Origin of the sequence: Streptomyces sp. NPDC085946 (assembly GCF_044540485.1) — a bacterium.
Taxonomy (GTDB): domain Bacteria; phylum Actinomycetota; class Actinomycetes; order Streptomycetales; family Streptomycetaceae; genus Streptomyces.
Genome location: NZ_JBITSF010000030.1, coordinates 60,573 through 69,776 on the forward strand (window position 1 = coordinate 60,573; position 9,204 = coordinate 69,776).

At 70.4% G+C, this 9,204-nt stretch carries 12 protein-coding genes and 1 pseudogene; 8 read left to right on the forward strand and 5 right to left on the reverse strand.

The window, feature by feature from the left end; all coding sequences use genetic code 11:
- Positions 1 to 26: 26 nt before the first annotated feature.
- Both ACIF8T_RS35695 and ACIF8T_RS35700 read right to left on the reverse strand, forming a co-directional pair.
- Positions 27 to 1,103, reverse strand: coding sequence for an NAD-dependent epimerase/dehydratase family protein (locus tag ACIF8T_RS35695; protein ID WP_400041029.1), 1,077 nt, complete (start codon positions 1,101 to 1,103; stop codon positions 27 to 29).
- Positions 1,104 to 1,133: 30 nt separating this feature from the next.
- Entirely contained in the window at positions 1,134 to 1,355 is a 222-nt protein-coding gene (locus ACIF8T_RS35700; RefSeq protein ID WP_400041030.1) for a hypothetical protein, read from the reverse strand.
- A 598-nt stretch (positions 1,356 to 1,953) separates the two neighbouring features.
- Here ACIF8T_RS35700 and ACIF8T_RS35705 point away from each other — a divergent pair.
- Positions 1,954 to 3,240, forward strand: coding sequence for an XRE family transcriptional regulator (locus ACIF8T_RS35705; protein WP_400041032.1), 1,287 nt, complete (start codon positions 1,954 to 1,956; stop codon positions 3,238 to 3,240).
- A 24-nt stretch (positions 3,241 to 3,264) separates the two neighbouring features.
- On the opposite strand, the gene ACIF8T_RS35710 is transcribed toward ACIF8T_RS35705, so the two are convergent.
- The gene (locus tag ACIF8T_RS35710; protein ID WP_400041034.1) at positions 3,265 to 4,152 is read right to left on the reverse strand and encodes a glycosyltransferase family 2 protein; all 888 of its coding nucleotides are present in this window, start codon (positions 4,150 to 4,152) and stop codon (positions 3,265 to 3,267) included.
- A gap of 567 nt (positions 4,153 to 4,719) precedes the next feature.
- Here ACIF8T_RS35710 and ACIF8T_RS35715 point away from each other — a divergent pair.
- From ACIF8T_RS35715 to ACIF8T_RS35740, 6 genes are read left to right on the forward strand one after another with little or no spacing between them, the layout of a single operon-like run.
- Positions 4,720 to 5,058 carry a radical SAM protein gene (locus tag ACIF8T_RS35715; RefSeq protein ID WP_400041036.1) on the forward strand — a complete coding sequence of 113 codons (339 nt, stop codon included), beginning with the start codon at positions 4,720 to 4,722 and terminating at the stop codon, positions 5,056 to 5,058.
- On the forward strand, positions 5,028 to 5,423 hold the full coding sequence (locus ACIF8T_RS35720) for a hypothetical protein (RefSeq protein WP_400041038.1): 396 nt from the start codon (positions 5,028 to 5,030) through the stop codon (positions 5,421 to 5,423). The genes ACIF8T_RS35715 and ACIF8T_RS35720 overlap by 31 nt, the downstream gene beginning before the upstream one ends.
- Entirely contained in the window at positions 5,420 to 5,689 is a 270-nt protein-coding gene (locus ACIF8T_RS35725) for a hypothetical protein (RefSeq protein WP_400041040.1), read from the forward strand. Before ACIF8T_RS35720 ends, ACIF8T_RS35725 begins: the two co-directional genes overlap by 4 nt.
- Positions 5,686 to 6,201 (forward strand): GNAT family N-acetyltransferase, encoded by a 516-nt coding sequence (locus ACIF8T_RS35730; RefSeq protein ID WP_400041042.1) that lies wholly within the window; start codon positions 5,686 to 5,688, stop codon positions 6,199 to 6,201. Before ACIF8T_RS35725 ends, ACIF8T_RS35730 begins: the two co-directional genes overlap by 4 nt.
- A complete protein-coding gene (locus ACIF8T_RS35735; RefSeq protein ID WP_400041044.1) occupies positions 6,198 to 6,743 on the forward strand; it encodes an NUDIX domain-containing protein in 546 nt (181 codons plus the stop codon). The genes ACIF8T_RS35730 and ACIF8T_RS35735 overlap by 4 nt, the downstream gene beginning before the upstream one ends.
- Positions 6,740 to 7,168, forward strand: coding sequence for a methyltransferase domain-containing protein (locus ACIF8T_RS35740; protein WP_400041046.1), 429 nt, complete (start codon positions 6,740 to 6,742; stop codon positions 7,166 to 7,168). Before ACIF8T_RS35735 ends, ACIF8T_RS35740 begins: the two co-directional genes overlap by 4 nt.
- A 249-nt stretch (positions 7,169 to 7,417) precedes the next feature.
- Here the strand turns inward: ACIF8T_RS35740 and ACIF8T_RS35745 are convergent, their stop codons facing one another.
- Together ACIF8T_RS35745 and ACIF8T_RS35750 are read right to left on the reverse strand one after the other, a co-directional pair.
- A complete protein-coding gene (locus tag ACIF8T_RS35745; protein ID WP_400041048.1) occupies positions 7,418 to 8,191 on the reverse strand; it encodes a transposase in 774 nt (257 codons plus the stop codon).
- A gap of 101 nt (positions 8,192 to 8,292) precedes the next feature.
- Positions 8,293 to 8,988, reverse strand: a complete 696-nt coding sequence (locus tag ACIF8T_RS35750; RefSeq protein ID WP_400041050.1) for a transposase family protein — start codon at positions 8,986 to 8,988, stop codon at positions 8,293 to 8,295.
- 73 nt (positions 8,989 to 9,061) lie between these two features.
- Here ACIF8T_RS35750 and ACIF8T_RS35755 point away from each other — a divergent pair.
- A pseudogene (locus ACIF8T_RS35755) lies at positions 9,062 to 9,204 on the forward strand (ISAzo13 family transposase); the annotation flags it as partial.

The window sequence follows — 9,204 nt, forward strand, 5'->3', positions numbered from 1 at the left end:
CTCTCCTTCGAAACGGGGACGGCGGGTCACCGGGGGGCGGGGGCACTCCAGGCGGCGATGCGGCTGGTGCTGGTCTCGGCGCGCATCCAGTCGGGGATCGCGTTGGGGGTGGTGCGCACCCAGTCGACGTAGCCGGCGATGCCGTCCGCGACACCGATGGCCGGCTGCCAGTCCAGGACAGTGCGCATGCGGGTGGTGTCGGCGCAGGCGCCGAGCGGGTCCTGGGCGACGCGGGGGGCGTCGACGATCCGGGCGCCGGGAAAGTGACGAGCCACGTGCTCGGCGACCTGGCGGACGGAAGTCTGGATGCCGGTGCCGAGGTTGAGCGTCTGCCCGGCCGCAGCGGGCGCGGTGAGGCAGAGCCGCAGGGCTTCGGCGACGTCGTCGCGGTGGATGAAGTCGCGGACCTGCCGGCCGCCGTTGTTGAGCAGCAGCTGCTGGCCCAGGGCCGCGTACATGGTGAACTGCGCCACCACCCACGACGCGGCGCCCTGCTTGGGAACCTGTCCGGGCCCGTAGACGCTGAACGGGCGCACGATCGTGTAGTCCCGTCCGGCGAGGTCCAGGATCTGCCGGGTGTGCCCCTCGGCCCACAGTTTGGAGTTGGCGTAGATGTTCAGCGGGTCGAGTGGCTGGTCCTCGGTGAAGTAGTCGGCCCGCTCGCCGCGGGGGGCGTGCGGGGCGCCGTGGCCGTAGACCTGGGCGGTGGACAGCAGGACGAAGCGGCGGACGTGGGGGGCGGCGGCTACGGCCCGCAGCACGGTGTCGGTGCCCGCGAGGTTGGAGCGGAAGGCCTTGTCCGGGTCGGTGGTGCAGCCGTGGACGGAGGAGTGGGCGGCGGCGTGGACGACGTAGTCGGCGTCGGCGACCGTGCGGCGCACCAGTTGCTCGTCGTTGATGTCGCCGATGGTCAGTGCCGGGTCGGTGGGACCGGTGCCCAGCAAGGTCAGGGTCGTGGGCCCGTAGGCGCTCAGGTCGTCCAGCAGGGCCGGGCGTGCGCCGGCGCGGGTCAGGGTGGCGCGCAGCGCGGCGCCGATGAACCCGGCGCCGCCGGTGATCAGAACACGGGCGCCGGTCAGGTCGTTGTGCAGCGGTGCAGGCACAGAGGTCTCCCGGGTGGAGGTGAGGAGGGGTCAGGAGCAGATGAAGTGGCCGGTGTACTTCGTCAGGGCGAAGTAGCCGGTGATTTCGATGGCGGCCTGGACGTGGGCGTGCACGCGCTCCTCGAGCTCGGTGAAGAACGCCGTCGGCAGCCCTTCGCCCGGCCTGGAGCCGGCGCAGCAGTGGTTGCAGCTGCGGTAGAAGGCCATGAAGTGCTCGGCCTTGCCGAACTGCAGCTGGTCCTGCCAGTCCACGCGTTCGACGGACGCGAAGTGCGGGGCGAGCTGCTCGGCGCCGTTGCTCAGGGAGATCCGGGCCTTGGGGGTGGCGCGAAACAGCCTCGCCGCGCAGGTCCAAGGCTCTGATCAAGTGATCGTGCAGGGCCAGCGGGTTGGTGCGGAACCGGTCGTGGGCCAGCTGCTTGGCGTCCAGCTTGCTGGTGTCGGTGAAGTAGCTGTCGCGGGCGTCCTCAGCTCGCAGCTCGAAGTGCTGCTCGGGAATGACCTCCAGGGCCAGAGCCTCCAGCTCTGGGGTGCTGAAGTCCAGGGGCGTCTCGGTGAACGACAAGGCGGTGCTCCGTTCGTGGCCGTCCGGGGCGTTGGTGCCCGATGGCAGATCCACTGCCGCGACCTCGGGCTGAACTCACCCTCGCTGCCGCCCGACCACAGGCGGAAGACACTCCGGTGGTGCCGTTGCGGTGCGTCAAGGAGCACCATCGGAGCACCGCCCGATGCTCTTCCACCCCGGGTGCCAAGCCGCTAGCGTCGCCCGGATATCCGCCCGTGCGGGGCCCTTGCGGGAGGAACAGTGGGGAAGATCCACCGGTTAGTGATCGCACGTCAGGCCCGGAACATGAACCGGCCTGATCTCGCCCGCGAACTGCGCAGACTGAGCGCCGAGCGCAGACGCCCCCTGGGAACCGCACCGTCCGGAGTCCTACGCTGGGAGGACGGCCGCGAACCCGAATTGGAGACACAGAAGCTGCTGGCCGAGCTGTTCGACATCGACCCGCACCTCGTCGACACCCACCCCTGGCCCCAGTGGCTCGAGTTCGACCCGCTTCAGCAGTACAGCGACTTCCCGTGGACCCCCCAAGGCGCGCTGGACGCGCTCAGAGACTCAGTCGGGAGTGACATGCATCGCCGGTCCTTCATCTTCGGCTCGTCGGCCCTGACCGCGGGCCTGTTCTCCTGGCTCACCGCCGACCCAGCGGCCGCGGGCGAGATCACCAGCGGTCGGCGCATCGGCGAGGCCGCCGTCACCCACATCGAGCGCAAGGTCCGCGTCCTACGCCGCACCGACGACGAGGATGGCGGCGGCACCCTGATCCGCGAGACCGCAGCGGCCAACGACATGGTCGCCGACCTTCTGGCCAACCGCAGCTACTCCCTCGACCACGGCCGCCGCCTCTACGCCGCGGCGGCCGACCTGGAACGGATGCGCGCCTGGGCCATCTTCGACGTTCACGGCACCTGTGACGACCGGATCTTCAAGTCCGCTCTGCACTCCGCGCACAGCGCCGACGATCAGATCCTGGGTGCCCATATCCTCACCTTCTGGGCCGCAGCCGCCTACAACTGCGACCGGCCCGCGGAGGCCGAGTCGATCGCCAGCGCGGCCCTGAGCGCCGTACGCGGCAAGGCCTCACCCCGGGTGCAAGCACTGGTCCACGCTCGCCGCGCCCGCGCCCGCTCGCACCTGCGTGACGAGCGCTGCTGGTCCGACCTCGACCACGCCGAGCGACACCTTCACCGCGCGGAGCAGAGCCCGGACGAGCGGGAGCCCGAGTGGGCGTACTGGATGGACCTCGCCGAGTTCCAAGGCTCGCGGGCCTCCACCCAGCTGGCCATGGGGCGCCCGGGCGACGCCGAAGCCACCTTTGCGGCCGCCGCCCGCGCCTTCGACGGCGGCGCGGTACGCACCCACGCCCTCTACCTGACCCGCATGGCCGGCGCGCAGTGGCTCCAAGGGCACCATGAACAGGCGTGCGGCACCGCGCACCAGGCCCTGGACCTCACTGACCAGATCAGCTCGCAGCGCACCGTCGGCCCCCTCCAGGACCTCCTCGCCACCATGGCCTCGCACAAGACCCTGCCAGCCGTACGGGACCTTCGCGAACGGATCACCGCCGTCGGCTGATGGTCCCCACGGGGCGTGGGCGGGTCAGACGATCGGTGGGCGGCCGGCGCGCGTCAGCCGCCACACCGTGCGCCACGACATCGCCCGCCGCTCCCCCGCGTCCCCGCGCAGCCCCTCGGCGAATCCCTTGAACCACACCCCGAGATTTCCCGAGGACCGGAAGCGCCAGATGCTGATCAGGATCCAGGCGGTCAGGTAGACGGGGATGAGCGGAGCCGGCAGGCGGCGGCGCGCGACCCAGACCCGGTTGCGGGCCACCATCCGGTAGAACGGCTTGTGACGGGCCGGGTTCGTCGCCGGGTGGTGCACCTCGATGTCCCCGGCGTACCAGCCGACCCGGCCGAGGTCCCACAGCCGCCAGGACAGATCGACTCCCTCGTGGAAGAGGAAGAAGTGCCCGGGCCAGCCGCCCACCGCCTCGAAGTCCGCGCGGCGGACGAGGACGATGCCCTCGGCCATGACGGTGACGACCCCCGACCGCCGGGCGTCGCCGGACCGCAGCCGGGGAACCCACCGGCCCAGCGTCTGGCCGGTGGCGGGGTCGGCGATGCGGGGCTGGACGTAGGCGGCCTGCGGGTGCCGGTCGAACTCGGCGATCAGTCGGGTGAGGGTGTGCGGGTCCGGCAGGACTGCGTCGTTGTCGAAGAACAGCACGAACTCGGCGCCATGGGCAGCCAGAGCGTCCGCTCCGACGTTACGCCCCTCCGGAATGCCGGTGTTTGCGGCAAGAGTGACACTTTGCACGCCGTCGGGTACATAGTCGGGTTCCACGCCGTTCCCGACGATCACGGCGCGCAGGTCCACGTCCTGCTGGGCGAGGACCGAGGCCATCGCCGTGCAGAACTCCTCGTCACGATCGTTCATGGTGAGCACGACGACGTCGACCGTGCGCTTGGGCGCTTCCCTGCTCACCTGGACCTGTCCTTCATTCGCTGGGGTGCAACGCCGTCTCCACGAGGGCGCTCGCTGCTTTCGAGGGGCACACGGAGGTCTCGGAGCTTGTCCTGACTGCACGGCCCAGCGCAGCGTAGCGCCAGAAGCACCCACAGAAGAACTCAGCAGATTGACCCCGTGACGTAATCCGTAACAGTCGCTGAACAGGCAAACAAGGCGGTTCTCGGCGGCTTCGCGCCCCGGGCGAGGGCCTCCTCCGCAGGCGTCCGCCTGCCTGCACACGACTCGATCGGATCGTTGTCCCGTCGCTGGGCACGGCCGGCAGCGACCCGCGTCCGAGATCAGCCGTCGGTTCGGACTTGGCTGCTGGCCTGGCGAGAAAGTGCCATCACCCATCTGGGCTTTTCTCGCTGCCAAGGTCGCCGCATGAAACAGATTGAGACATGTCGCTGCGACCAAGCCTCGGAGATGCGCTTGGCAGGCGAAGCTCGTGTCAGGGTTTCGACCCCCTCAACGACAAACCCTGACATCGCGATTCGTCGAAGTCGTTGCTGATGACAGAGGGCTATCGGGACGCTGCGCACCGTGAATGTCAGCGATGTCCGAGGGATGGGTGACATGCGCTTACCGCAGGTGCGGGTGACGGTGAACTCCCGCTGCAAGAGAAACTGCTTCTACTGCCGGCCCTCGGGAGAGGCGGTGGCCACCCAGGCCGGCACCGACCTGGATCCGGACTGTCTCATCACCGTGGCGTCCGCGGTGCGGGCCCAGGGCGTCGACGGGATCAAGCTGACCGGGGACGATCCGGCCCTGTATGAGCCGCTCGTCGAGGTGGTGCGCCGCCTGCGGCAGGAAGCGGGCATGCGCGAGGGCGGCCGCGCGGATACCGGCCCATGCTCGGCTACCGGTGGCTCAACGCGGTGAAGATGCGGCCCCGGATCAAGGACGACCCCGGCGTACCGCGACCGACCCGGCTCGCGCCGCCGCCGGACGACGCGTACGGCTTCTGGCTCGCGGCCGCGTACCTGGCACCCGGACTCGTCCGCGACTTCCAGGCCGAGAACATGACGATCGCCGCCCCCGAGCTGGAGGACGTGCACGCCCGCTGGGTCCTGGCCGGACGACCCGACAGGTACCGGGTGACCGTGCCGGAAGACGGCGGGCCACAGCACGTCGCCTCCGGTACCCATCTGCGCGCCCTGAAGTGGGTCCTGCCTCCGCTCGCGCCGGTGCCCCACCAACCCGCCGCCCCCTGCCCGACCGAGCACCACACGAAGAAAGCCCTGTGACCCTGTTCCACGCCACGGTGGATGCCTACAGGCGGCACCGCCCCGGCTACGAGGCGTTCTTTGACGGGTACGGCCGCCGTCTCACGGAGGACGAGAGGGCGCGCCTGCTGGTGGAGACGGTCCTGGACGCGGTGTCCGGCATCGCCTTCGGGAGCAAGACCGGCGACCCGGAGCTGGTCGAACGGGGGCGCCGCACCTTTGTGCGCTGCCGCGCTGGCGCCGCTGCGCACGCTTCCCGCACGATCGACGGAGGTGACCCGCGATGACACACAGCACCGACGTACCGAGCACCGTGACCGGGCTTGTTCCGCGCCCGGGCACTGCGGACGACGCCGCAGAGATCACCCGGCTGCGCTCGCAGCTCGTCCTGTCCGAGCCGCTTGACGAGGAGTGGCTCGGCATCTGCCGCGACCAGCTCGCATCCCGGCTGCGGCCCGGGGGCGATGCCCGTGCCTGCGTCGTAGACGCGCCGGGCGGCGGGCTGGCCACGTGCGCGCTCGCACTGGTCCACCCCGTCCTGTCGGCCCCGAAGTACCCCAAGGGGCTGGCCGCCCGGATCCACGTCGTGGCCACCGAACCCGCCCACCGGCGGCGCGGCCTCGCCCGGGCGGCTGTATCCGCGCTGCTGGAAACGCTGGAGCGAGAAGGGGTCACGCTCTACGAGCTGCATGCGAGCAAGGAGGCCGCGCCGCTGTATGAGGAGTTCGGCTTCGCGCGCGATCCGGCCCTCATGCGGATGACGAACCTCCCGCAGGCCCGGGACGGAGGTGCGCGATGACCGAGGAGAGGCTCGATCCCGAGGCGTACGCGGCGGCGCTGCCGAAGGCCGTCGTGTCCGCCAGCGTGTTCTTCACCGACGAGCACGACCGGCCCGTGCAGCTCCACAGCGTCTACAGCCCGGGGCACCCCTGGCAGTGGCCTGGTGGAACGGCGGAGGCGGGCGAGCGGCCGTGGCAGACCGCGGTGCGCGAGACCACCGAGGAGACCGGGCTGGTGGTGTCCGGGCCGCCGCAGCTGCTGGCGGCGGTGTTCGGTCTGCCCGGGCCCGGGTTCCCGTCGTCGACCGTCACCTTCGTGTTCGACGGCGGGCGGCTCACCGACGAGCAGCTCGCAGGCATCGTCCTCGCCCCCGAGGAGCACGACGAGGTACGGACGCTGCCGCTGGAGCAGTGGCGGGCGCTGATGCCGGTAAGGGACTTCGACCGGCTGACGGCCGTCATGGAGGCCCATCGGAGTGGGGTGGCGGCCTACGTCGGCGCCTGGGACTGGGACACCGGACCGGACGGTCCTCTCACGCACGCCGAGGAGGCGGCACGATGAGCACCGCAGCACCAGCACCAGCACCGGGCCGGGACAGCCGCTCCCTGCCCGCCGCGTACTGGGAGCCGCTCTGGGCAGGCGGCCGCCGCTACCGGCAGGTGTGCACGGCCGAGAAGCAACTGATGGCCGAGCACCTCGGCCCCGGCAAGGGTCGCCCCGCCCTCGACATCGGCAGCGGTGACAGCGCCCTGGCCCGCCACCTCCATCACGAGCTCGGCTACCGGACGACCGGCATCGACTGCTCCGCCAGCGCGGTCGCACTCGCCGCCGCCCACGACGCCACCCCCGGGCCTGGCCCCGGCGAAGGGCCGGCCTGGCAATGCCTGGACATCACCACCGCTGACCTCACTGCCCTTGCGCACCCCGCCTACGCCCTCATCACCTGCCGCCTGGTCTACCAGTGGATCGACGACAAGCCGGCCTGACTGGTCGAATGAGGCTGGTGGGCTTTGGTCCGGCTGCAGCCGGACCACTGTCGGTCCATGTGGTAGTGCCCGCTGACGCCGAGGACAGCATGGATGCGCTCGGAGCCCGCCCTGTCGGCGCCTTGAGCACGCGGACGAGTTGGCGCCCATGCTGATAGGCCTCTGCGTGGTCCGGCCCGTTTGCTCAGGCCGCTAGACCGTGTCCCGTAAATGCCCTGTGACATGCCGGCTGAGCTGCTCGTTTGCCTGTCATCCGGCGAGGGTGAGGTTGTGCAGGCGGGCGATGCCGAGCATGGCGTGGTGGACGCCGTCGGCTCTGAGGCGGCAGTCGCGCAGGATCTTCCAGCTCTTCATGTGGGCGAAGGTGTGCTCGACGCGGGCGCGGACCTTGCGGTGGGAGGCGTTGTGCTCCTCCTTCCAGGTCGGCAGTTCCTCGTCCTTGTGCCGGCGGTAGTGCGGGATGGTCAGGCCGGTGCCCCGGTAGCCGCCGTCGGCGATCACCGTGGGGGTGGTGCCGACGGCGGCCTTGGCGCCGGAGTCCTCCCAGGCCCGGCAGTCGTTGCGGTTGCCCGGCAGCGGCCTGCCGACGGCGACGACGAGCCGGGTGTCGGCGTCGATGACGACCTGGTGGTTGGTGGAGTAGCGGTAGTTCCTGCTGGAGGCAGCCACGGCCCGGTCGCGGGTGGGGACCAGCGTGCCGTCCACGATGAGCACGGCCTCCTTGCGGAACCGCCGCCGGGGCTGGAGCGCAAGAGCCGGTCCGAGGTGGGCGACGATCCGGTCGGCGGCCGACTTGGAGACGCCGAACAGTGGAGCGAGCTGGCGCAGGGTGAGGTTGGTGCACCAGTACGCGGCCACCAGCAGCACCCGGTCCTCCAACGGCAGCGACCACGGCCGGCCCTTACGGACCGGATCGGCTCCCTCACGCCGCAGCGCAGTGATCAGCTTGTTGAACTGCCGCGGACTCAGCCCAGTGAACGGCCCTATCCACGAGGGCTCCGACGCCGTGATCACACCAGCCACAACAAGATCATCCCACCTCTGACCAGCAGTTACGGGACAACCTCTACGAGCTCGTGCACGGTAAGCGGTGAGGCGTCGAGGGTTGTGGCAGGGCTCGGTGTTCACATCTGCCGTGCCGATGTCAGGTCCGCGGTCTGTTGGTGGGACAGCAGTCCGGCGACGGCCTGGACGGTGTCGCTCATGTGCTCGCGGCGGCCGAGGTGGCGGGCCAGGACCCGCCAGTTCTTCAGGTGGGCAATGCCGTGTTCGACGCGGATGCGTCGTGAGGAGTGCGCCTTGCGCTGTCTCTCGTACATCTCCTCGTACCAGTCCGGAGCGTTCTTCTTGAACTTGCGGTGCGGTGGTGTCACCACCCGTCCACCGGTCTGCGCGCCCAGGCCCTGGTAGCCGGCATCCGCAAGGATCTCTACCGCAGGCCCATCCGCCAAGAGCCCGACCAGCCCCAACTGACGGGCCTGGGTGATGTCCGCGCAGCTGCCGGGCCTGGTCGGGCTGCAGAAGAGCACGCGGCCGTCCCCGTCCGTGACGACCATGGTCTTGACCGCGTTCTGCTTGCTCTTGCCGGAGGTGAACCTGTCCCGATCCTTGCGCCCGGCGGCCGGCCGGCGGACCCGGATCTCGGTGCCGTCGATGATCCCTGTCGTCCCGCTGGCGCCGAAATGGTCGACGACCTCGGCCAGGGTCCGCAGCCGCACGTCCGGCCTGACGGCGCACCCCCGTTCGGCGAGCAGCGGCCGCACCTCACCGATCGCCCGGGTGATCGTGGAGCGGTCGACACCGAACCAGCAGGCGAGCACGTCGTGCGTGGCTCCATGCCGGAGGTGCACGAGCGTGGCCAGAAGCCGGTCGACGAACACCAAGAGGTTCGGGGTGTTGTTCCCGCACCTCGACGAACGGCAGCGGCGGCTGATGATGGGTGCCGAAGCCCGGATCCTGGGTCACGGCGGTATCCGGGCGGTCGCACGAGCGGCCCAGGTCAGCGAGACGACGGTCCGCAAGGGCGTGGACGAGCT